Here is a 22,093-nt window from a genome sequence, read left to right as displayed (position 1 = left end):
GCCCTCCCTGCCCGGGCAGCGGGGGCGGACGGGTCGCGAGGAGGACGGCCTGAGGCCACGGGGGCGCCCCGGCCCCGGGCCGGGGCGCCGCCCCGGGCCCGTCCGTCCGAGACGACCGGCACCGTACGGTGCGCTGAACGCCGACGGCTCCGGGCGCGTCCACGCAGCGGACGCACCCTCCCCGGCCGGTCCGCCGCACGGCAGGATGGGGGCGTGACCGTCATCGACATACCCGGTTCCAAGTCCGTGACCGCCCGCGCCCTCTTCCTGGCCGCCGCCGCGAACGGCACCACCACCCTCCTGCGGCCGCTGTGCTCGGACGACACAGAGGGGTTCGCCGAAGGCCTCCGGAGCCTCGGCTACACCATCGCCCAGGAGGCCGACCGCTGGCGGATCGAGGGCCGCCCGTCCGGGCCCGCGACCCCAGAGGCCGACGTCTTCTGCCGCGACGGCGCGACCACCGCGCGCTTCCTGCCCACCCTCGTCGCGGCGGCCGCCTCCGGCTCCTACCGTTTCGACGCCTCCGCCCAGATGCGCCGCCGCCCGCTCGCCCCGCTCACCCGGGCCCTCGTCTCCCTCGGCGTCGACCTGCGCCACTCCGGCCAGGAGGGCCACCACCCGCTCTCCGTCCGGGCCGCCGGGATCAAGGGGGGCGACCTCACCCTCGACGCGGGGGAGTCGTCCCAGTACCTCACCGCCCTGCTGATGCTCGGGCCGCTCACCGCAGAGGGGCTGCGGATCGAGGTCACCGAGCTGGTCTCCGCCCCGTACGTCGAGATCACCCTCGCGATGATGCGCCGCTTCGGCGTCGAGGTCCTGCGGGAGGGGAACACCTTCACCGTCCCGCCCGGCGGCTACCGGGCCACCGACTACGCCGTCGAGCCCGACGCCTCCACCGCGAGCTACTTCTTCGCCGCCGCCGCCCTCACCGGCGGTGAGGTCACCGTCCCCGGCCTCGGCGCCGGCGCGCTCCAGGGAGACCTCCGCTTCGTCGAGGTCCTGCGCGCCATGGGAGCCGACGTCGAGGTGGGCGCCGACGCCACCACCGTCCGCTCCACCGGCCGGCTGCGCGGGCTCACCGTCAACATGCGCGACATCTCCGACACGATGCCGACGCTCGCCGCCATCGCCCCCTACGCTCAGGGCCCCGTACGGATCGAGGACGTCGCCAACACCCGTGTCAAGGAGTGCGACCGGCTGGACGCGTGCGCCCAGAACCTGCGGCGCATGGGCATCACCGTGGACACCGGACCCGACTGGATCGAGATCCGCCCCGGCACGCCCGCGCCCGCCGAGATCGCCACCCACGGCGACCACCGCATCGTCATGTCCTTCGCCGTCGCCGGGCTGCGCGCACCCGGTCTCACGTACGACGACCCCGGCTGTGTGCGCAAGACGTTCCCGCAGTTCCACGAGGTGTTCGAGGCCTTCGCCCGCGGCCTGCCGCAGCGGTGACCCGGGCGGCGCGCCCCGCCCACCGGGACGCGCTGTCCTCACCCGCGGCCGGAGCGGCAACAATGGGGGGCATGAGCGACAGCCCCGCCCCCCTCGCCGATCCGCATCTCGTCTTCGACGCGGCGGACGGCCGCCGGGATCTCGTGATCCTCGGCTCCACCGGGTCCATCGGCACCCAGGCCATCGACCTGGTGCTGCGCAACCCCGACCGCTTCCGGGTCACCGCGCTCTCGGCCGCCGGCGGCCGAGTCGCCCTGCTGGCCGAACAGGCCCGCCGGCTGCGGGTGGACACGGTCGCGGTCGCCGCGCAGGACGCGGTCCCCGCGCTCCGCGAGGCCCTGCGGGGGCAGTACGGCCCCGGCGAGCCGCTCCCCGAGATCCTGGCCGGGCCGGACGCGGCCGCCACCCTCGCCGCGAGCGCCTGCCACACCGTGCTCAACGGCATCACCGGGTCCATCGGACTCGCCCCGACCCTGGCCGCGCTCAAGGCGGGCCGCACGCTCGCCCTCGCCAACAAGGAGTCGCTGATCGTCGGCGGCCCGCTGGTGAAGGCGCTCGCCGCCCCCGGCCAGATCATCCCCGTCGACTCCGAGCACGCCGCGCTCTTCCAGGCGCTGGCCGCCGGAACCCGCCTCGACGTCCGCAAACTCGTCGTCACCGCCTCCGGCGGACCCTTCCGGGGCCGTACGCGCGCCGAACTGGCCGACGTCACCCGGGAACAGGCCCTCGCCCACCCCACCTGGGCCATGGGCCCGGTCATCACCGTCAACTCCGCGACCCTGGTCAACAAGGGGCTGGAGGTCATCGAGGCGCACCTCCTCTACGACATCCCCTTCGACCGCATCGAGGTCGTGGTCCACCCGCAGTCCGCCGTGCACTCCATGGTCGAGTTCAGCGACGGCTCGACGCTCGCCCAGGCCACCCCGCCGGACATGCGCGGACCCATCGCGATCGGCCTCGGCTGGCCCGAGCGAGTCCCGGACGCCGCGCCCGCCTTCGACTGGACGAAGGCCTCCAGCTGGGAGTTCTTCCCGCTGGACACCGAGGCCTTCCCGTCCGTCGGCCTCGCCCGGCACGTCGGCGGCCTCGGCGGCACCGCGCCCGCCGTGTTCAACGCCGCGAACGAGGAGTGCGTCGACGCCTTCCTCGCCGGACAGCTGCCCTTCAACGGAATCATGGATACGGTCACCGCTGTGGTGTCCGAACACGGCGCCCCCGCACCGGGAACCCCGCTCAGCGTCGCGGACGTCCTCGAAGCGGAAAGCTGGGCCCGCGCACGGGCCCGGGAACTCTCGGCGAAAGCGACAGCGGAGGCGCGCGCATGACTCTGACCTCGATCCTGCTGACGGTCCTGGGCATCGCCGTCTTCGTCGTGGGCCTGCTGTTCTCCATCGCCTGGCACGAGTTGGGCCACCTCTCCACGGCCAAGATGTTCGGCGTCCGGGTCCCGCAGTACATGGTCGGCTTCGGGCCGACGCTCTGGTCGCGCAAGAGAGGCGACACGGAGTACGGCATCAAGGCCATCCCGGCCGGCGGCTACATCCGCATGATCGGGATGTTCCCGCCCGGCCCCGACGGCCGCCTCGAAGCGCGCTCCACCTCCCCGTGGCGCGGCATGATCGAGGACGCCCGGTCCGCCGCCTACGAGGAGCTGGAACCGGGCGACGAGAAGCGGCTCTTCTACACGCGCAAGCCGTGGAAGCGCGTCATCGTGATGTTCGCCGGCCCGTTCATGAACCTGGTGCTGGCCGTCGCCATCTTCATGGGCGTCGCGATGACCTTCGGCTTCCAGACCCAGACCACCGAGGTCGCCGGCGTCCAGAAGTGCGTGATCGCGCAGAGCGAGAAGCGCGACGTCTGCGAGGACGGCGACCCGGTCTCCCCGGCCAAGGCCGCCGGACTCCAGGAAGGCGACAGGATCGTCGCCTTCGACGGGCAGCGGGTCGACGACTGGACGACGCTCTCGGACCGCATCCGCGAGACCATCGGCCCCGCCACCCTCGTCGTCGAGCGCGACGGGCGGGAGGTGACCCTGGACGCCGTGCTCCGCGAGAACGCCGTCGCGAAGAAGGACGCCGACGGGGAGGTCGTCCCCGACCGGTTCATCAAGGCCGGCTACCTGGGCTTCGCCGCCCGGACCGAGATCGTGCCCCTCACCTTCGGCGACTCCGTCGTCCGCATGGGCGGCATGATCGAGAACGGCGTCGACTCGATCATCGCCCTGCCCTCCAAGATCCCGGCCCTGTGGGACGCCGCCTTCAGCGACGGCGAACGCGCCGACGACTCGCCGGTCGGCGTGGTGGGCGCGGCCCGGATCGGCGGCGAGGTGATGAACCTCGACATCCCGGCGCAGAACCAGGTCGCGATGATGCTGTTCCTGCTCGCCGGGTTCAACCTCTCGCTGTTCCTGTTCAACATGCTTCCGCTGCTCCCCCTGGACGGCGGTCACATCGCGGGAGCGCTGTGGGAGTCCGTGCGCCGCAACGTGGCCAAGGTCTTCCGGCGACCCGACCCGGGCCCCTTCGACGTGGCCCGGCTGATGCCGGTCGCCTACGTGGTGGCCGGACTCTTCATCTGCTTCACGTTGCTGGTCCTGGTGGCCGACATCGTGAACCCCGTCAAGATCACCTGATACACCCGCCGGCGCCCGGCCGGACGCACACGTCGTGTCCGGCCGGTCACCGACGGGCGGACACCCCGACACGGTGCGTCCGCCCTGGCTCCGGTGCCGTAACCTCGGAGCCTGGAGCCCGCCGATCTCGGGACCTTGATCCACACCTTGGGGATACACGCGCATGACTGCGATTTCTCTCGGAATGCCGGCCGTTCCGACCAAACTCGCCGACCGAAGGGTCAGCCGCCAGATCCAGGTCGGCTCGGTCGCGGTCGGCGGTGACGCGCCCGTCTCCGTGCAGTCGATGACGACGACGCGTACGTCGGACATCGGCGCGACCCTGCAGCAGATCGCCGAGCTGACGGCGTCGGGGTGCCAGATCGTGCGGGTGGCCTGCCCCACGCAGGACGACGCCGACGCGCTCGCCACCATCGCCCGCAAGTCGCAGATCCCGGTGATCGCGGACATCCACTTCCAGCCGAAGTACGTCTTCGCGGCGATCGACGCCGGCTGCGCGGCGGTGCGGGTGAACCCCGGCAACATCAAGCAGTTCGACGACAAGGTCAAGGAGATCGCGAAGGCGGCCGGCGACGCGGGCACCCCGATCCGGATCGGGGTCAACGCCGGATCGCTGGACGCGCGCCTCCTGAAGAAGTACGGCAAGGCCACCCCGGAGGCCCTGGTCGAGTCGGCGCTGTGGGAGGCGTCGCTCTTCGAGGAGCACGGCTTCCGCGACATCAAGATCTCGGTCAAGCACAACGACCCGGTCGTCATGGTCAACGCCTACCGCCAGCTCGCCGCCCAGAGCGACTACCCGCTGCACCTCGGCGTCACCGAGGCGGGGCCGGCGTTCCAGGGCACCATCAAGTCGGCCGTCGCCTTCGGCGCGCTGCTCTCCGAGGGCATCGGCGACACCATCCGCGTCTCGCTCTCGGCCCCTCCGGCCGAGGAGGTCAAGGTGGGCCTCCAGATCCTGGAGGCGCTGAACCTGAAGCAGCGCCGACTGGAGATCGTCTCCTGCCCCTCCTGCGGCCGTGCCCAGGTGGACGTCTACAAGCTCGCCGACCAGGTCAGCGCCGGCCTGGACGGGCTGGAGGTCCCGCTGCGGGTCGCGGTGATGGGCTGCGTCGTCAACGGTCCCGGCGAGGCCCGTGAGGCCGACCTCGGCGTCGCCTCCGGCAACGGCAAGGGCCAGATCTTCGTGAAGGGCGAGGTCATCAAGACCGTGCCCGAGTCGAAGATCGTCGAGACCCTGATCGAGGAGGCGATGAAGATCGCCGAGCAGATGGAGAAGGACGGCATCCCGTCCGGCGAGCCCGGGGTCTCCATCAGCTGACCCGCTCCCGCGCCCGGACCGCCGCCCCGCCGACCCCAGGTCCGGCGGGGCCGCGCCGCGGCGGGCGCGGGCCCCGCACCCTACGCACGCCCGTACCGGCCCCCGGCGGCCCCGGCCCGCACCCGGCCCGCCGCCCCTGCGCACGGCCCCCCCCCGGGCGTACGGCACCCCTGCGCGGGCCGCCGGTACGCGCCGTTCCCGGAGCCCACGACCGCCCTCCGGCCGTCCGCTTCCCGGCCCGAGCGGCGTTCGACAGGCTTGTTGGGTACAGTGCGGAAATCAGCAGACCGCATGGTGAGGCCCCCTCGTGTTGACGCAGACCACCACCCGGGTCCTCGAACCCAGCGACCTCGACGCAGCTCTCGCCATTCTGGAGAGCGAGCCCGTGGCCAACGCCTTCGTCACGTCCCGCGTCCAGGTCGCGGGACTCGACCCCTGGCGTCTCGGCGGTGAGATGTGGGGCTGGTACGCCGACGGCAGACTCCGCTCCCTGTGCTACTCCGGCGCCAACCTCGTCCCCATCTGCGCCGGCCCGGAGGCCGTCCGCGCCTTCGCCGACCGCGCCCGCCGGGCCGGCCGCCGCTGCTCCTCCATCGTCGGCCCCGCCGACCCCACCGCCCTGCTGTGGCGGCACCTGGAACCGAGCTGGGGCCCCGCCCGCGAGGTCCGCCCCCAGCAGCCCCTCATGGTCACCGAGAGCCCCTCCGCCGACGTCGTCCCCGACCCGCTCGTCCGCCGCATCCGCAAGGACGAGACGGAGGCCCTGATGCCGGCCTGCGTCGCCATGTTCACCGAGGAGGTCGGGGTCTCCCCGCTCGCCGGGGACGGCGGGCTCCTCTACCAGGCCAGGGTCGCCGAACTGATCGGCGCCGGCCGCTCCTTCGCCCGCATCGACGACGGCAAGGTCGTCTTCAAGGCGGAGATCGGCGCCGCCACCCCCCAGGCCTGCCAGATCCAGGGCGTCTGGGTCGCCCCGGAACACCGCGGCAAGGGCCTCTCCGAAACGGGCATGGCCGCCGTCCTGCGCTACGCCCTGGCCGATGTCGCCCCCATCGTCAGCCTGTACGTGAACGACTACAACACCCCCGCCCGCAAGGCCTACCGCCGCGTCGGTTTCCGCGAGGTCGGCGCCTTCATGAGCGTCCTGTTCTGACCCCGCGTGCCGGGGCGCGGTGTGGGCCACAGCCTTCGGCCAGTAGGGTTCCCGCATGGCAGCAGCCCCCGGAACCGGTCCCGCGGCGCCCGGCGTCGAGATCCGCCCCGTCGACCTGGCCGCCCGCGTCGACGAAGCCCTCCTGGTCCAGGCGGCGGCCTTCGGGCTGAGCCGGGCGGAGATCGACGTACGCCGCCCCATCGTCCTGAGGCACCTGGAGCACCCCCGGGCCCGCGCCCTGGGCGCCCTCGCCCCCGACGGCCGGCTCGTCGGCTTCGTCTACGGGCTGCCCAGCGACCGCGCCCAGTGGTGGTCCACCGTCGTCGAGCCCTTTCTGAGGGCCGCCGGCTCTGACGGCTGGCTCGACGACTCCTTCGTCATCACCGAGCTGCACGTCCACCCGGACCACCAGCAGCGCGGCATCGGCCGCACTCTGATCACCGCCGTCACCGACGCCGTCGACAACCCCCGGTCGCTCCTCTCCGCGATCGACAAGGACAGCCCGGCCCGCGCCCTGTACCGCGCCCTCGGCTACCGCGACCTGGCCCGCCAGGTCGTCTTCCCCAGCGCTCCGCAGCCCTACGCCGTCATGGGCGCGCCGCTGCCGCTGCCGCGTGCCGACCGCATGGATTTCCGCCCGCACGCACCGCCCGGTTAACCTCGGGCCCACCACCCTTGCGAGCAGGAGTTCACCATGGCCCAGGTCCAGCGCATGTCCCGATTGATGATCAAGACACTGCGCGACGACCCGGCGGACGCCGAGACGCTCAGCCACAAGCTGCTGGTCCGCGCCGGGTACGTGCGCCGCAACGCGGCCGGCATCTGGTCCTGGCTGCCGCTCGGCAAGAAGGTGCTGGACAACATCTCGAACGTGGTGCGCGAGGAGATGGACGCCATCGGCGCCCAGGAGGTCCTGCTGCCCGCCCTGCTGCCCAAGGAGCCCTACGAGGCGTCCGGGCGCTGGGAGGAGTACGGCGACCTCCTCTTCCGCCTGAAGGACCGCAAGGGCGGCGACTACCTCCTGGGCCCGACCCACGAGGAGATCTTCACGCAGACGGTCAAGGACCAGTGCACGTCCTACAAGGACCTGCCGGTGATGCTGTACCAGATCCAGACGAAGTACCGCGACGAGGCCCGCCCCCGCTCCGGCGTGCTGCGCGGCCGCGAGTTCCAGATGAAGGACTCCTACTCCTTCGACACCACCGACGAGGGTCTCGCGCACTCCTACGCCCTGCACCGGGCCGCGTACATCAAGATCTTCGAGCGCATCGGCCTGGACCACCGCATCGTCTCCGCCGTCTCCGGCGCGATGGGCGGCTCCGCCTCCGAGGAGTTCCTGGCTCCCGCGGCGGCCGGTGAGGACACCTTCGCGGACTGCCCGAACTGCGACTACGCCGCCAACACCGAAGCCGTGACCTTCGCGCTCGCCCCGGTCGACGGTTCGGCGCACGGCCCCGTCGAGGAGCTGGACACCCCCGACACCCCGACCATCGAGACGCTCGCCGCCCACCTGGACGTCCCCGCCTCGGCCACCCTGAAGAACCTGCTGGTCAAGGTGGACGGCGAGATCGTCGCGGTCGGCGTCCCCGGCCACCGCGAGGTCGACCTCGGCAAGCTCGGCGAGCACCTCGCGCCCGCCGTGGTCGAGCTGGTCACCGCCGAGGACTTCGTCGGCCGTGACGATCTCGTACGCGGCTACGTCGGCCCTCAGGGCCTGGAGAAGGTCCGCTACCTCGCCGACCCGCGCGTGGCCCCCGGCACCGCCTGGATCACCGGCGCCAACCAGGACGGCAAGCACGCGAGGAACGTGGTCGCCGGCCGTGACTTCGAGGTCGACCAGTACCTCGACGTCGTCGTCGTCGAGGAGGGCGACCCCTGCCCGCGGTGCGGCGCCGGCCTCGCACTGGACCGCGCCATCGAGATCGGCCACATCTTCCAGCTCGGCCGCAAGTACGCCGACACCTTCCAGCTCGACGTCCTCGGCCAGCAGGGCAAGCCCGTCCGCGTGACGATGGGCTCGTACGGCATCGGCGTCTCCCGCGCCGTGGCCGCCCTCACCGAGCAGACCGCCGACGACAAGGGCCTGTGCTGGCCCCGCGAGATCGCCCCGGCCGACGTCCATGTCGTCGCCGCGGGCAAGGCCCTCCAGACGGAGCTGGCCCTGGAGGTCTCGGAGAAGCTCAACGCGGCGGGCCTGCGGGTCATGGTCGACGACCGGCCGGGCGTCTCGCCCGGTGTGAAGTTCACCGACTCCGAGCTGATCGGCGTGCCCCAGATCCTGGTCGCGGGCCGCCGCTCCGCCGAAGGCGTCCTGGAGCTCAAGGACCGCCGCACCGGCGAGCGTGAGGAGCTGACCGTCGACGAGGCGATCGCCCGACTCACCGCAGACCTGGGCTGACCCCCACGTCGTGGTCCGCGAAGGCCGGGTCCGAAGGGGGCCCGGCCCCGGTCCGCCGGACGCCCTACAGCCAGTGGGCGAACTCCAGGGTCAGCTCGCCGATCTGGCGCCGTCCCTCCGCCAGCGCCCGGGTCCCCGACTCCACCGCCCGGAACAGCGTCCAGCCGTGCAGCCGGGCCTGCTCCACCTCCAGGGACTCCGCCAGCTTCCTGACCCGCCGCCGCGCCGTCGCCGGGCCCCCGGGGGAGGCGATCAGATCCTCCACCCGGTCCCGCACCAGTCGCGCCAGGTCGTAGGCGCGCTCGCCCACCACCGGCTCCGGCCCTACCGTCAGCCACGGGGCCCGCTCCCCGGCGAGGACCTTGCTCTGCCGGAAGTTGCCGTGCAGCAAAAGGTGTTCGGGGGCCGCCTCCACCAACTCCGCCCGCGCCGCGAGCGCCGCTTCGACCAGCGCCGCCAGCTCCGGGGCGTCCTCGGCGGCCGTCCGCATCCCGGCGGTCTGCCGTCTGGTCCGCTCGGCCACCGTCTCGAAGGGGTGCGCGGCCGGCGGGTCCACCCACAGCCGCCGCACCGTGCCCGCCGCCTCCAGCAGCGCCTTGGCCTCCGGCAGCGAACGCAGCGACACCTCGTGGTGCAGGCGCTCCAGCAGCAGCGCACCGGACGCGTCGAGCTCCTCGGCGGCGTCCAGCAGCTTCACCGCGCCCCAGCCGTTCCAGTGTTCCAGCGCCGCCCGCTCCTGTGCGGGCCCGGCCGCCGGCGGGGCGATCTTCAGCGCGGCAGGGGTCCCGTCGGCGCGGTGCACCAGGACCACCAGCGAGCTGCGGCCGCCGGGGGCGGCGACCCGTTCGACGGTGAGGTCCCCTCCGGCGGCGTCCAGCGCTTGTCCGGCCAGTGCGGGGAGCCGGCCCAGCCAGTCGGCCGTCCCGGCGTCCCCGTACATCTCGCCGAGCGCGCGCACCAGGCGCTGCGGAGGTTCGAAGCCCATACGTCGTGTGTTCCCTTTCCGGTCCCTCGGTCAGCGCGATCCGTCCGCTCCCGCGGCCTCCACCGGCCCCGTGGCGGCCGGATCGTCGGCCGCGGCCCGCTCGACGAGCCCCGGAAAGGCTACGTTGCCGCCCCGCCAGCGGGCCGACCGCACCGCGGCCTCGCGCAGCGCGCCCGCCGCCTCCTTGCGCTGCGGGCCCTCGCAGGCCCGCACGAGATCGGCGTAGACGCCCGCCACCCGGTCCTCCAGCACCGCGGCGAGCCGCTCGGCCGTCGGAGCGTCCGCGACGGCGAACGGCAGCGCGTACGCCGCCTCCGCGGCGACCGGCGTGCCGCCGAGGTCCCGCACGGTGCGCGCCAGCGCGTCGCGGCGTGCCCGGTGCCCGTCGTACGCCGCGCGCGCCTCGGCGCGCCGCTTCCCGTCGAGCCGCCCGCCCAGCGCGCCGTAGCCGTACACCGCGGCGTGCTCGGCGGCCAGAGCCGCCTGGGCGGCGGTCAGCGCGGGGGAGGACGCCTCGTCCCGCCCGGGACGGCTGGGGATGCTCATGCGGCGGTCTCCTCGGCCAGCTCGGTCAGCAGATACGCGTGCGCGGCCGCGGCCGCCGCCACAGAGGCGAGCAGCCGCGCCAGTTCGGGCCGCGCGGTCAGCAGGGCCTCGGTGTGGGCGTCGGCCCTGCGGCGCTCCGCGGCCGCCAGCCCCTTCACCGCCGCCCCCGCGTCGGCGGCCACCGGGCCCGGGGCGGCGGGCGGGACCCGCCGCGCGTCCTCCTCCGCACGGTCCTGCGCCCCGTCCTCGGCGCCGGGCGGCGCCAGCGCCGTGCGGTGCGCCCCCACCGCGGTCCGCAGGGGAGCCAGGCCCGCAGCGGTCGCGGGGTGGGCCGCGGCGACCAGGTCGTAGTGGGCGAGCAGGAGAGCGCCTTCGCGCGCGGCCTGTTCGCGCAGGGTCTCCTCGGCCCGGAGCGCGGCGGTCTGCGCCCCCGAGTGCGCGGGCTCCCCGCCGCCCGCCGCCTCGTCGTCGCCACCGCAACCGGTCAGCACCGCGCCCAGGGCCAGAGCCCCTGTCGCGGTGAGGGCCCCCCTGCGCGTCGTCCCCGTGCGCCGCACGTTTCTCCTTCGGGCCGGGACCGATCCTGACAGGATCTGTCCTGAAGTGATCACCGCAGGCGAGCGTACCCGCGGTGACGGGGCAGGGGGACGGCAACACCCCTGGCGACCGGATACCCTTTGACCTGACGCACGACGATCCCCACAACAGCACACGCGGCCGAGGAGTCACCCGGATGAGCACCACCCAGAGCGAGAGGCTGCGCGGACTGCTGGAACCGCTCGTCAGCGCCCAGCAGCTGGACCTCGAGGAGATCGAGGTGTCCCGGGCCGGCCGCCGCAGAGTGCTGCGGATCATCGTGGACTCGGAAGAGGGCGTGGAGCTGGACGCCTGTGCGGAGCTGAGCCGCGCGATCTCCGAGAAGCTGGACGAGACCGACGCGATGGGCGACGACGAATACGTCCTGGAAGTCAGCTCCCCCGGCGCGGACCGCCCGTTGAGCGAGCACCGCCACTACGTACGCGCCACCGGCCGGCTGGCCAGGTTCCACCTCGCCGCCGACGGGTCCGACGAGCTGGTCGCCCGCATCCTCGCCGTGGACGAGGACGGGCTCGACCTCGAAGTCCCCGGCGTCAAGGGCCGTAAGCCCACCGCCCGCCGCCTCGCCTTCGACGAGATCGCCAGGGCGCGCGTGGAGATCGAATTCAACCGCAAGGACAAGAAGGAAGAGGAGGCGTAGCCGTGGACATCGATGTGAAGCTTCTGAAGGGCTTGGCGCAGGACAAGGAGATCCCCTTCGACGTGCTCGTCGGGGCGATCGAGTCGGCCCTCCTCATCGCGTACCACCGCACCGACGGCAGCTACCGCCGGGCGCGCGTGAAGCTCGACGAGAACGGCCACGTCACGGTGTGGGCCAAGGAGGACCCGGCCGATCTCGAAGAGGGCCAGGAGCCCAAGGAGTTCGACGACACCCCGTCCGGGTTCGGCCGGATCGCCGCGACCACCGCGAAGCAGGTCATCCTGCAGCGGCTGCGCGACGCTGAGGACGACCGCACCTTCGGGGAGTACGCGGGCCACGAGGGCGACGTCGTCACCGGCGTGGTCCAGCAGGGCAAGGACCCGAAGAACGTCCTGGTCGACATCGGCAAGCTGGAAGCCATCCTTCCGGTGCAGGAGCAGGTTCCCGGCGAGGAGTACACGCACGGTCTGCGCCTGCGGACGTACGTCGTCCGGGTCGCCAAGGGCGTGCGCGGACCTTCGGTCACGCTCTCGCGCACCCACCCGAACCTGGTGAAGAAGCTCTTCGCGCTGGAGGTCCCGGAGATCGCGGACGGTTCCGTCGAGATCTCGGCGATCGCCCGCGAGGCCGGCCACCGCACCAAGATCGCGGTCCGCTCCACCCGCTCCGGCCTCAACGCCAAGGGCGCGTGCATCGGCCCGATGGGCGGCCGTGTGCGCAATATCATGGCCGAGCTGCACGGCGAGAAGATCGACATCGTGGACTGGTCGGACGACCCGGCCGAGATGGTCGCCAACGCCCTGTCGCCCGCCCGGGTGAGCCAGGTCGAGGTCGTGGACCTCGGGGCCCGCTCCGCCCGGGTCACCGTGCCGGACTACCAGCTGTCGCTGGCCATCGGCAAGGAGGGCCAGAACGCCCGCCTCGCCGCCCGCCTCACCGGCTGGCGCATCGACATCCGGCCGGACACCGAGACCGACGCCGAGCGCGAGAGCGCCGACCGCGAGCGGGCCGAGCGGGCCCGGGAGCGCTCGGAAAGGCGTTGACCCGGGGCGGGCCCAGGGAATAGATCTGGGTCGTACGCCGCTGAGATCACGACAACATCCGTTCGATTTTTGCCCCCACGGGGTGAGGTCGCTGCGGGGAGGTAGACTTAACCGTGTCTGGCCGGACGCAAGCCCGCGCTTGCCCCGAGCGCACCTGTGTGGGCTGCCGGGAGCGAGCGGCCAAGAGCGAGCTGCTGCGCATCGTGGTGGACGAGGGCGTCTGCGCCCCTGATCCACGCGGTACGCTGCCCGGCCGGGGTGCTTATCTCCACCCCGCCTCTGTCTGTCTCGACCTGGCGGTTCGCCGCCGGGCATTCCCCCGGGCCTTCAAGGCCAGGGGGCCGTTCGACACCGCGGCACTGACGCGGTTCGTCGAGCGGGTGACACCGTAAGAAAAGTGAACGGCACGGGTCCCCGTGCGGTCAGGTACCTCGCGAGTTGGAAGTAGGTCGAGATTGCGATGAGCACTCGATGAGTACGCGATGAGTACGCCCATGAAGTAGCGACGGTCCGGCGGTAACCCGGACCTAAAAGGAGCGAAGTGGCTAAGGTCCGGGTATACGAACTCGCCAAGGAGTTCGGCGTCGAGAGCAAGGTCGTCATGGCCAAGCTCCAAGAACTCGGTGAATTCGTCCGTTCGGCGTCCTCGACGATCGAGGCGCCGGTTGTACGTAAGTTGACCGACGCACTGCAGGGACCCGGTGGCAACGCCGGCAAGTCCGCTGCCAAGCCTGGCGCGCCCCGCAAGGCGACGCCCGCAAAGCCCGCAGCGCCCTCCCCGGCCGCTGCGGCACGTCCCGCCGCCCCGAAGCCCGGCGCACCGGCTCCCAAGCCGGCCGCGGCCGAGGCCCCGGCGAACAGCACCCCGGCAGCGCCTTCCGCGCCGTCGGCGGGCCCCCGTCCGGGCCCGAAGCCCGCGCCGAAGGCGGCCCCGGCGACCCCGGTCCCGGCCGCCGAGTTCTCGGCTCCGGCTCCGGCTCAGCCGGCCGCCCCCCAGCAGCCCCAGGCCCCGCGTCCCGCGGGCGCCACTCCGGGCCCCCGCCCCGCCCGCCCGGCCCCGGCCGGCGGTCAGCGCGACGGCGGCCAGCGTGACGGCGGCCGTGGCGGCGAGCGCGGCGGCGACCGCCCCGCCCGCCCCGCGGGCCAGGGCGCCCCGCGCCCCGGCGCCCGTCCCTCGGGCCCCCGTCCGGGCAACAACCCGTTCACCTCCGGCGGTTCCACCGGCATGGCGCGCCCCTCTGCGCCCCGTCCCGGCGGCGCCCCGCGCCCCGGCGGCGGCTCGGAGCGCCCCGGCGCCCCGCGCCCCCAGGGCAGCGGCCCCGGCGGCGCCCCGCGTCCGCAGGGCGGCCAGGGTGGTCAGGGCGGCGCCCGTCCCACCCCGGGCGGCATGCCCCGCCCGCAGGCTCCGCGTCCCGGCGGCGGTCCCGCCGGTAACCGTCCCAACCCGGGCATGATGCCGCAGCGTCCCGCCGCGGGCCCGCGTCCCGGCGGCGGCCCCGGCGGTGGCCGTGGTCCCGGTGGCGGCGGCGGTCGCCCCGGTGGCGGCGGCGGTCGTCCCGGTGGCGGCGGCGGCTTCGCAGGCCGTCCCGGCGGCGGTGGCGGCTTCGCAGGCCGTCCGGCCGGTCCTGGTGGCGGCGGCGGCGCAGGCCGTCCCGGCGGCGGTGGCGGCTTCGGCGGCCGTCCCGGCTTCGGCGGCCGTCCCGGCGGTCCCAACGCCCGCGGTGGCACCCAGGGCGCGTTCGGCCGTCCCGGCGGTCCGGCGCGTCGTGGTCGCAAGTCGAAGCGGCAGAGGCGCCAGGAGTACGAGGCCATGCAGGCCCCGTCGGTCGGCGGCGTCATGCTGCCTCGCGGCAACGGACAGGCCGTCCGGCTGTCGCGCGGCGCCTCGCTCACCGACTTCGCGGAGAAGATCAACGCCAACCCGGCGTCGCTCGTCGCCGTGATGATGAACCTCGGCGAGATGGTCACCGCCACGCAGTCCGTCTCCGACGAGACGCTCCGGCTTCTCGCGGAGGAGATGAACTACGTCCTGGAGATCGTCAGCCCCGAGGAGGAGGACCGCGAGCTGCTCGAGTCCTTCGACATCGAGTTCGGCGAGGACGAGGGCGGCGAAGAGGCTCTGGTCTCGCGTCCGCCGGTCGTGACCGTCATGGGTCACGTCGACCACGGTAAGACCCGACTGCTGGACGCGATCCGCAAGACGAACGTCGTCGCGGGCGAGGCCGGCGGCATCACGCAGCACATCGGTGCCTACCAGGTCTCCTCCGAGGTCAACGGCGAGGACCGCAAGATCACCTTCATCGACACCCCGGGTCACGAGGCGTTCACCGCCATGCGTGCCCGCGGTGCGAAGTCGACCGACATCGCGATCCTCGTGGTGGCGGCCAACGACGGTGTGATGCCCCAGACGATCGAGGCGCTGAACCACGCCAAGGCGGCCGAGGTGCCGATCGTGGTCGCGGTCAACAAGATCGATGTCGAGGGTGCCGACCCGACCAAGGTGCGCGGTCAGCTCACCGAGTTCGGTCTGGTGGCCGAGGAGTACGGCGGCGACACCATGTTCGTCGACATCTCCGCCAAGCAGGGCCTCAACATCGAGTCCCTCCTTGAGGCCGTCGTCCTCACCGCCGACGCCTCGCTCGACCTGCGGGCCAACCCGGCCCAGGACGCGCAGGGCATCGCGATCGAGTCCCACCTCGACCGCGGCCGCGGTGCGGTCTCGACCGTCCTCGTCCAGCGCGGCACGCTGCGCATCGGCGACACGATGGTCGTCGGCGACGCGTACGGCCGGGTCCGGGCGATGCTCGACGACACGGGCAACAACGTCGAGGAAGCGGGTCCCTCGACCCCCGTCCTCGTGCTCGGTCTCACCAACGTCCCGGGCGCCGGCGACAACTTCCTGGTGGTGGACGAGGACCGTACGGCCCGTCAGATCGCCGAGAAGCGCGCCGCCCGTGAGCGCAACGCCAACTTCGCCCGCAAGGGCGTCCGGTTCTCCCTGGAGAACCTGGACGAGGCGCTCAAGGCCGGTCTGGTCCAGGAGCTCAACCTCATCATCAAGGGCGACGCGTCCGGTTCCGTGGAGGCTCTCGAGTCCTCGCTGCTCCAGCTCGACGTCGGCGAAGAGGTCGACATCCGGGTCCTGCACCGCGGTGTGGGTGCGGTCACCGAGTCGGACATCGACCTGGCGACCGGCTCCGACGCCATCGTGATCGGCTTCAACGTGCGCGCCGCGGGGCGTGCGCAGCAGATGGCCGAGCGCGAAGGGGTGGACGTCCGCTACTACTCGGTCATCTACCAGGCGATCGAGGAGATCGAGGCGGCCCTCAAGGGCATGCTCAAGCCGGAGTACGAAGAGGTCGAGCTCGGCACGGCGGAGATCCGCGAGATCTTCCGCTCGTCCAAGCTGGGCAACATCGCCGGTGTGCTGGTCCGCTCCGGCGAGGTCAAGCGCAACACCAAGGCGCGCCTGCTGCGCGATGGCAAGGTCATCGCGGAGAGCCTCAACATCTCCGGTCTGCGCCGCTTCAAGGACGACGTCACCGAGATCCGCGAAGGCTTCGAGGGCGGTATCAACCTCGGAAACTTCAACGACATCAAGATCGACGACGTCATCGCGACGTACGAGATGCGCGAGAAGCCGCGAGGCTGATCCGCAGGGTTCGGGGAGGGACCCGGGGCTCGTGCCCCGGCCCCTTCCCACGGCCGGGGCCGGTCGACGGGTCGTATTTCCGTCGATCGGCCCCGGTCGTTCCGGTACGGTTCTGATGTCCCCGCCAAGCTCTGGCGGGGCGCGAACCCGAACCGGCGGGACATCCGGATCTCCATGTATGTAGGGACTCTGTCCTTCGACCTGCTCCTCGGCGACGTACGGTCGCTGAAGGAGAAGCGTTCCGTCGTCCGCCCGATCGTCGCCGAACTCCAGCGCAAGTACGCGGTGAGTGCGGCCGAGACCGGCGGGCAGAATCTCCACCGCAGGGCCGAGATCGGCCTTGCCGTGGTATCCGGGGACACCGGACACCTCACGGACGTACTGGACCGGTGCGAGCGGCTGGTCGCCGCGCGTCCCGAGGTGGAGCTGCTGTCGGTGAGACGGCGGCTGCACAGTGACGAAGACTGAACACGCAAGCGAAAACCAGAAGGAAGAGTGACGGACCGGTGACCGACAACGCGCGGGCCCGCAAGCTGGCCGATCGCATCCAGGTCGTGGTCGCGGAGACCCTGGACCGGCGAATCAAGGACCCACGACTGGGATTCGTGACGATCACGGACGCCCGGGTCACCGGCGACCTGCGGGAGGCCACGGTCTTCTACACGGTCTACGGCGACGACGAGGAGCGCGCGGCCTCCGCCGCGGCGCTGGAGAGCGCCAAGGGCGTCCTGCGTTCCGAGGTCGGGCGGCAGACCGGGGTCCGCTACACGCCGAGCCTGGCCTTCGTGCCGGACGCCCTCCCGGACAACGCCCGCACCATCGAGGACCTCCTCGACAAGGCGCGGGCCAGGGACGCGGAGGTGCGCCAGGTGTCCACCGGCGCGCAGTACGCCGGCGAGGCCGACCCGTACCGCAAGCCGGAGGACGAGGACGAGGACGAGGACGGTTCCTCCGACGAGAACGAGGGTCCGACCTCCGCATGACCGAGCAGCAGACCACCACGCCGGACGGACTTGTCATCGTCGACAAGCCGTCCGGCTTCACTTCGCACGACGTCGTCGCCAAGATGCGCGGCATCGCCCGCACCCGGCGGGTCGGCCACGCCGGCACCCTGGACCCGATGGCGACCGGGGTCCTCGTGCTCGGCGTCCAGCGGGCCACCAAGCTGCTGGGCCACCTCGCGCTGACCGAGAAGGAGTACCTCGGCACGATCCGGCTCGGCCAGGACACCGTCACCGACGACGCCGAGGGCGAGCTCACCTCGTCCACCGACGCGTCCGGCGTGACCCGGGAGGCCATCGACGCCCAGGTGGCCGAGCTGACCGGGCCGATCATGCAGGTGCCCTCCAAGGTCAGCGCCATCAAGATCGACGGCAAGCGGTCCTACGCACGGGTTCGGGGCGGCGAGGAGTTCGACATCCCGGCCCGCCCGGTGACCGTCTCCTCCTTCCGCGTCTACGACGTCCGTGAGGCCGTCGCGGAGGATGGCACCCCGGTCCTCGACCTGGTCGTCTCCGTGGTCTGCTCCTCGGGGACGTACATCCGTGCCCTCGCCCGGGACCTCGGCGCCGGGCTCGGCGTGGGCGGCCATCTGACCGCGCTGCGCCGCACCCGGGTCGGCCCCTACGGACTGGACGCGGCGCGGACCCTGGACCAGCACCAGGAGTCGCTGACCGTGATGCCGGTCGCAGAGGCGGCCGCGTCCGCGTTCCCCCGCTGGGACGTGGACGAGAAGCGCGCCAAGCTGCTCCTCAACGGCGTGCGGCTGGACATGCCGGCGTATCCGCCGGGGCCGGTCGCGGTCTTCGGACCGGACGGGGCGTTCCTCGTGCTCGTCGAGGAGGAGAAGGGCAGGGCCAAGAGCCTCGCCGTCTTCGCCTGAGCCGTGCCCGCGTGCCGACGCGGCATCTGCGTGGAGCGGGCGCCCACCCCCCCTGGGCGCCCGCTCCACCGTTCTCCCCCACATCATTCCTGTCCAAGAGGACACGCTCATTCACCCCATTGGACGGGCGCTCGGAGTGAATCGCGGGAGCGTGAGGGGCGCTTTCCCTCGCCGTGGGCGTGCGGGGGCCAGCCGCGTCCTAACGTCGGACCATGGGCAGCGGGGACCGGCCGAAGCTGGTGAGGATCTGCGATCAGGCCGGCCGGCCGCGAGGGACGGGGTTTCTCGCGGACGACCGGGGCACGGTCGTCACCGCCCACCAGGCCGTCGCCTCCCCCGGCCCCTTCCTCCTCCACGGCGCCGAGGGCCGCACCTGCTCCATCGGCCCCGACGACATCACCGCACTGCCCGCCCTCGGCCTCGCCCTGCTGCGCACCGGCGACCCCGACGCCCTCGGCGCGGAGCCGCTCCCCGTCTCCCCGCGCCCCCGGACCGAGCCCGGCGGTTACGTGGACATCGCCGCGCACGGCCGGCGCGAGGCCCGGGTGCTCGGGACCGCCCCCGCCACGTACACCGCGCCGGACGGCGTCCACCCGGTCCCCGCCGCCCTGGAGCTCGCCCTCGGCACCGACGGGCGCGACGCCCTGCGCTCCGGGGGCGCGGCGATCGGGGGGCCGGTGACCGACCCGGCCACGGGCGCGGTCCTCGGCGTCCTGTGCACCGCGCTGTGCACCTCGCACGAGGCGGCCGGGCTCGCCCTGCCGGTCGCCCGCGGCGCCGACGAAGCCCTGGACGCCCTGCTGCGGCGCAACGCCCTCACGGCCCCCGCCTACGGCCACGACCTCAACCTCGCCGGGGCCCTTCAGCTCACCGCCACCTCCGTCGGCTCTGCGGACGGCCCCAAGGCCGCCGTCGCCCCGGTCGAGCGGGAGGACGTCCACGCGGAGCTCACCGCCTTCGAAGCCGGTACGGGCCCGGTCCTCGGTCTCGTCGGCCCACCCGGCACCGGCCGCACCACGGAGCTGGCCGCCCTCGCCGCCCGCCGGGCCGAGGGCGGCGCGCCCGCCCCCACGCTCTGGCTGCGCGGCGCCGACCTGCTGGCCGACGACGCCTCCGTCGCCGCCGCCGCGGGCCGCGCCCTCGCCCGCTCCGGCCGGATCGTCGCCGCCGCCGGGGCCCGCGGCGACATGGACGCCGCCACCCCCGAGCGCGTCGCCCGGCTCGCCGCCGACGCCGGTCACCCCCTCCTGATGGTCCTCGACGGCCCCGAGGAGATGGAGCCGCTGCTGGCCCACCGGCTCGCCGACTGGACGGCGGCCACCGCCTCCTGGCTGCACGAGCACCGGGTCAAGATCGTCGTCGCCTGCCGCCCCGAACACTGGGAGACCGCGGGGGCCCTCCACCCGCCCGGTGCGCTGCACCGCCCCCGCCGCCCCGCCCGCGGTCTGCCGCCCGCCCTGTACCTGGGCGACCTCACCCCTGAGCAGGCCGAGCGGGCCAAGGAGCGCTACGGCATCCCGCTTGCCGGGCTCGCCCCCGGCCACGACCGGCATCCGCTCACCCTGCGACTGCTCGCCGAGGTCCGCGAGGCGCTGCCGCCCGGCGTCCCAGGCCGGCCAGGCGCCGAGGACGTCTTCGGCGCCCACCTCGACCTGCTGTGCGTGCGCGTCGCCGTCCGGATCGCGGCCGCCGCCGACGAGCAGCCCCGTGGCACCGCCGTGCGCAGGCTGGCCGCCCGGGTCGCCGGCCAGGTCCACGAGGCGGCCCGCCGCTGTCTGGGCCCGGGCCAGGGGGAGCTGGACCGGGCGGCGTTCGAGGAGCTCTTCCCCTGGCGCACCGGCTGGGCCTCTGCCGTGCTGACCGAGGGCCTCCTCGTCCCCGCCGGGGCGGGCTACCGCTTCGCCCACGAGGAGCTCGGCGAGTGGGTGCAGGGCGCGCACCTCGATCTGGACGCGGCGCTGCGGGCCCTGGTGCACCGCTGGCACCGGCCCCGGGGGAGCGGCGAGCCCGGCCGGGTCCCGCGCCCCCGGGGCACGGGCGAGCCACGCAGCCTGCCCGTGCCCCGGCACCGCATCGGCCCGGTGATTCAGGCCATGGTGCTGCTCGGCCGCCGCCAGGGCACGGCCGCGCTCGCGCACCGGATGGCCGACCTGATCGAGGCCCTGGACCGGCTCCGGACCGACGAGGGGCCCCGGGACGAGGACGCCGCCTGGTGGGCGGCCCACCTGCTGGCCGGCAGCCTGCTCCGGGTGCCCGACGCCCGCCCCTACCTGGGGGTTCTGCGGGTCCTCGCCGGACGCGTCACCCGGCGCTCCGCCGCCCCGGCCCGGGGGCTGGGCGCCCACGGGGAGTTCGGGCCCCGGTTCTGGCGGCGGCTGCGGCTGCCGGAGGAGGACCGGATCGACCTGCTGCGCCGCCTCGTGCCCGCCGACGGCCTCCCGCGCACCCCAGGCGACGAGCGGTATCTGGACGCGGTCGACCGTCGCCTCGCCCTCGACGCGCCCACCGTGCAGCCCCTGCTGTGCCGCTGGTTCACCGACGAGCGCCCGCTGCTCGTGGACCCCGACGCGCCGGACGCCCCGCTGCGCCCCACCGTCGCCGCCGCGGCCCAGGCCCTGCTGTACGCCCGCCGCGACCTCGCCCCCGACGCGCTGACCGACGCGCTGGTCGCCACCCCGCACCAGCGGGCCGGGGAGCTGCTCGCCGCCCTCGCGGACGACGAGCCCACCGCACTGTGCCGGGCCGTCGAGCGCTGGGCCCGGGACGAGGACCGCCCGGCCCGCCGCTCCGCCGCCGCCCGGTACGCCGGACTCCTCCAGGAGCGGGTCACCGCGGAGGGCGACCGGGCCCATCTGCGCACCGCCGCCCTCGTCCTCCTCGGCCGCCCGGAGGACGGCGGACTCCACGCGGCCGCGCTGACCCTCCTCGTCCGGGACCCGCAGACCAGGGACCGCCACCTGCCGCAGGCGCTGCGCCTGTTCGCCGCGGGCCACCCCGGGCTGCCCGTGGAACTGCTCGCCGAGGTCTTCCCCGCCCACCCGGAGCCGGTCCTCGCCGCACTCCGCGCGCGCCTCGCCCGCCCCGGCGACGGCGGCGGGGAGGTGCTGCGGGCGCTCGCCGGCCTCGACACGCCCGCGCTCGCCCTGCACGTCGCCGGACTCGTACGGGAGTACATCGACGCCCACCCGGAGGACGGGACGCACGTCGCGCTGTACGTGGACCTCCGCCTGGAGCACGGCCCGGCGGCCCGGGCCCTGCTGCTGCCGCTGGTGACCGGGCTGCTCCGGGACCGCCCCGCCCCGCCGCCCGTGCGGGCCGCGCTCGCCCGGGTCCTGGCCGGGGCCAAGAGCGCCGCGTCCGGCCCGCTGCGGGCCGAGCTGCTGGAGGTGCTGCTGGAGTTCGAGCAGGACACCGGGCGGGACCCGGCCGTGCTGGAGGCGTTGCTGCGGGCCGCGGCCGAGGGTGCGGAGCGCCGCCCGGAGATCCGTACGCGCGCGCTCGTCCACCGCACCGGCGCACTGCTCGTCCGCACCCCCGAGGGCGCCGCCCGCTTCGACCGCACCGTGGTCGAACTCGCTCGACAGACGCCCGGATTCGCCGCCCTGGTCGCCCGCTGGCTGGCCGGCGCCCCCGAGGAGTGGGCGGCGGTGGTGGGCCCCGGCGCCCGGCGCACGGTCGAGGAGTTGGAGCGCTCACGCCCCCCGATGCCGATGCCGATGCAGGCCGTGGGGCGTGAGCATGGCAGTCTTAGACCTGCGTAATCGACATACACACGTACACAGGTTCGGGCGA

Annotated in this window: 18 protein-coding genes; 15 read left to right on the top strand and 3 right to left on the bottom strand. The window is 73.7% G+C overall.

Features of this window, described 5'->3' with window-relative positions; all coding sequences use genetic code 11:
• Positions 1-213: 213 nt before the first annotated feature.
• The 7 genes from aroA (at position 214) to V9U70_RS07755 (ending at position 8,956) form a co-directional block, all read left to right on the top strand.
• A complete protein-coding gene (gene aroA / locus V9U70_RS07785) occupies positions 214-1,455 on the top strand; it encodes a 3-phosphoshikimate 1-carboxyvinyltransferase (RefSeq protein WP_336673739.1) in 1,242 nt (413 codons plus the stop codon).
• A 71-nt stretch (positions 1,456-1,526) separates the two neighbouring features.
• A complete protein-coding gene (dxr, locus tag V9U70_RS07780; RefSeq protein ID WP_336673738.1) occupies positions 1,527-2,780 on the top strand; it encodes a 1-deoxy-D-xylulose-5-phosphate reductoisomerase in 1,254 nt (417 codons plus the stop codon).
• Positions 2,777-4,087, top strand: coding sequence for a M50 family metallopeptidase (locus V9U70_RS07775; RefSeq protein ID WP_336673737.1), 1,311 nt, complete (start codon positions 2,777-2,779; stop codon positions 4,085-4,087). Before dxr ends, V9U70_RS07775 begins: the two co-directional genes overlap by 4 nt.
• A gap of 163 nt (positions 4,088-4,250) precedes the next feature.
• Entirely contained in the window at positions 4,251-5,405 is a 1,155-nt protein-coding gene (gene ispG / locus V9U70_RS07770) for a flavodoxin-dependent (E)-4-hydroxy-3-methylbut-2-enyl-diphosphate synthase (protein ID WP_336673736.1), read from the top strand.
• Between the two features lie 310 nt (positions 5,406-5,715).
• Complete coding sequence (locus V9U70_RS07765; RefSeq protein WP_336673767.1) at positions 5,716-6,558, top strand: GNAT family N-acetyltransferase; 843 nt, start codon at positions 5,716-5,718, stop codon at positions 6,556-6,558.
• A gap of 55 nt (positions 6,559-6,613) precedes the next feature.
• Positions 6,614-7,216, top strand: coding sequence for a GNAT family N-acetyltransferase (locus V9U70_RS07760; RefSeq protein ID WP_336673735.1), 603 nt, complete (start codon positions 6,614-6,616; stop codon positions 7,214-7,216).
• 36 nt (positions 7,217-7,252) lie between these two features.
• Positions 7,253-8,956, top strand: coding sequence for a proline--tRNA ligase (locus V9U70_RS07755; RefSeq protein ID WP_336673734.1), 1,704 nt, complete (start codon positions 7,253-7,255; stop codon positions 8,954-8,956).
• 64 nt (positions 8,957-9,020) lie between these two features.
• Here the strand turns inward: V9U70_RS07755 and V9U70_RS07750 are convergent, their stop codons facing one another.
• The 3 genes from V9U70_RS07750 to V9U70_RS07740 are packed head-to-tail and all read right to left on the bottom strand — an operon-like array spanning position 9,021 to position 11,044.
• The gene (locus V9U70_RS07750; RefSeq protein ID WP_336673733.1) at positions 9,021-9,941 is read right to left on the bottom strand and encodes an aminoglycoside phosphotransferase family protein; all 921 of its coding nucleotides are present in this window, start codon (positions 9,939-9,941) and stop codon (positions 9,021-9,023) included.
• 30 nt (positions 9,942-9,971) lie between these two features.
• Positions 9,972-10,487 (bottom strand): ferritin-like domain-containing protein, encoded by a 516-nt coding sequence (locus V9U70_RS07745; protein ID WP_336673732.1) that lies wholly within the window; start codon positions 10,485-10,487, stop codon positions 9,972-9,974.
• A complete protein-coding gene (locus tag V9U70_RS07740) occupies positions 10,484-11,044 on the bottom strand; it encodes a hypothetical protein (protein WP_336673731.1) in 561 nt (186 codons plus the stop codon). The genes V9U70_RS07745 and V9U70_RS07740 overlap by 4 nt, the downstream gene beginning before the upstream one ends.
• A 176-nt stretch (positions 11,045-11,220) precedes the next feature.
• Between V9U70_RS07740 and rimP the strand changes: the two genes are divergently transcribed.
• The 8 genes from rimP (at position 11,221) to V9U70_RS07700 (ending at position 22,062) form a co-directional block, all read left to right on the top strand.
• A complete protein-coding gene (gene rimP / locus V9U70_RS07735; RefSeq protein WP_336673730.1) occupies positions 11,221-11,724 on the top strand; it encodes a ribosome maturation factor RimP in 504 nt (167 codons plus the stop codon).
• A 2-nt stretch (positions 11,725-11,726) separates the two neighbouring features.
• Entirely contained in the window at positions 11,727-12,767 is a 1,041-nt protein-coding gene (gene nusA / locus V9U70_RS07730) for a transcription termination factor NusA (RefSeq protein WP_336673729.1), read from the top strand.
• Positions 12,768-12,880: 113 nt separating this feature from the next.
• On the top strand, positions 12,881-13,159 hold the full coding sequence (locus V9U70_RS07725; protein WP_336673728.1) for a YlxR family protein: 279 nt from the start codon (positions 12,881-12,883) through the stop codon (positions 13,157-13,159).
• 149 nt (positions 13,160-13,308) lie between these two features.
• Entirely contained in the window at positions 13,309-16,419 is a 3,111-nt protein-coding gene (gene infB, locus V9U70_RS07720) for a translation initiation factor IF-2 (protein WP_336673727.1), read from the top strand.
• A gap of 174 nt (positions 16,420-16,593) precedes the next feature.
• Positions 16,594-16,887: a DUF503 domain-containing protein gene (locus tag V9U70_RS07715; protein WP_073771471.1), complete on the top strand. Its 294-nt coding sequence runs from the start codon at positions 16,594-16,596 to the stop codon at positions 16,885-16,887.
• A 38-nt stretch (positions 16,888-16,925) separates the two neighbouring features.
• Complete coding sequence (gene rbfA, locus V9U70_RS07710) at positions 16,926-17,402, top strand: 30S ribosome-binding factor RbfA (RefSeq protein WP_336673726.1); 477 nt, start codon at positions 16,926-16,928, stop codon at positions 17,400-17,402.
• Positions 17,399-18,301, top strand: a complete 903-nt coding sequence (truB, locus tag V9U70_RS07705; protein ID WP_336673725.1) for a tRNA pseudouridine(55) synthase TruB — start codon at positions 17,399-17,401, stop codon at positions 18,299-18,301. The genes rbfA and truB overlap by 4 nt, the downstream gene beginning before the upstream one ends.
• Before the next feature lie 212 nt (positions 18,302-18,513).
• Positions 18,514-22,062, top strand: a complete 3,549-nt coding sequence (locus V9U70_RS07700) for a trypsin-like peptidase domain-containing protein (RefSeq protein ID WP_336673724.1) — start codon at positions 18,514-18,516, stop codon at positions 22,060-22,062.
• Positions 22,063-22,093: the final 31 nt, after the last annotated feature.

This window comes from Streptomyces pratensis, assembly GCF_037137275.1.
Taxonomy (GTDB): domain Bacteria; phylum Actinomycetota; class Actinomycetes; order Streptomycetales; family Streptomycetaceae; genus Streptomyces; species Streptomyces pratensis_B.
The sequence above is the reverse complement of the archived record's forward strand: the minus strand, read 5'-3'. Positions and strand labels throughout refer to the sequence as shown.